1 protein-coding gene is annotated in these 1,163 nt (G+C 64.1%); it reads right to left on the minus strand.

Annotation, left to right across the window (positions count from 1 at the left end):
* A partial coding sequence (locus AC1DT2_RS24030; protein WP_477299212.1) for a calcium-binding protein occupies positions 1 to 1,146 on the minus strand: 1,146 nt, incomplete at its 3' end.
* Positions 1,147 to 1,163 lie beyond the last annotated feature (17 nt).

Genomic DNA, 1,163 nt, shown 5'->3' on the forward strand with positions numbered 1-1,163 from the left:
ACCCAGACCCATGAGCGTGTCATTGCCGGCACCCCCGTACAGGCTGTCGGCCCCGTCGGTCCCCTCCATGACATCGTCACCGCCGGTACCCATCGTCGGCATCGCCACGCCGAGCTGCAGGCGCAGCTGGTCATGGGTCAGGACACTGCCGTTGGCAAAATGGATATCAATCGTCGTTTGAGGATTGAAATAGTCCTGAACGGCAATGGTGTCGCCGGTGGAGCGGTTGTGGATGATGAGGTCATCGCCAGCCAACTGGTAGTACAAGTCGGCCGACGCGACCGATGCGCCAAACTCGATGACGTCAAGGCCGCCGCCGTCCGTGCCAGCCGTGAAAATGCGATCGGTCCCTGAGCCGCTCTCGAACACAAACGTGTCGTTGCCTGCCCCACCTGACAGTTCGTCGTCGCCGATGCCACCGGTAAGCCGGTCATCCCCGTCGCCGCCAAGCAAGGTGTCGTTGCCCTCGTCGCCTGAGAGCACGTCATTCCCCGCACCGCCGTCGATGAAATCGTTTCCTGTCCCACCCGAGACCTTGTCGTTGCCGGAGACAAGGTGGTCAAAGTCATCGCCATGGAGGATGTCGTCGCCCGCTCCACCGGAGATATCGTCGTCCCCGCCCAGGCCGTGGATGACGTCATTGCCGGCGCCACCATCAATGACGTCGTCGCCGTGGAGCGCAGCTGCAACCAGCGAATCGTCACCATCAAGGTAGTCGTCGCCGTCACCGCCGGTCAGACGGTCGTTGCCCGCCCCACCCCACATCTGGTCATTGCCAGCACCGCCATCGAGGATATCGTCGCCCGCTTCTCCGGACAGCGTGTCGTCACCCTCACCGCCCGTGAGGCTGTCCTTGCCCTCGCCCCCGAAGAGCTTGTCCAAGCCCAAACCACCCACAAGGCTGTCGTCGCCCGTTCCGCCGTACAGGTCGTCATCGCCTGCACCACCATCCAGCAGGTCGTTGCCTTCGCCGCCATCGAGAAGGTCGACGCCTTCCCCGCCGGCGAGGTTGTCGTCACCGGCCTGGCCGAAGAGCCGATCGTTGCCCGTACCGCCGTCAAGGACATCGTTGCCGCCGCCACCCTGCAGCTCGTCGGCTCCGGCACCGCCGGACAGGAAGTCGTCGCCGTGGAATTGCGCCGCCAGTTCGGACTCATTTGCGT

The organism is Luteibacter sp. P4_E6 (assembly GCF_056401535.1).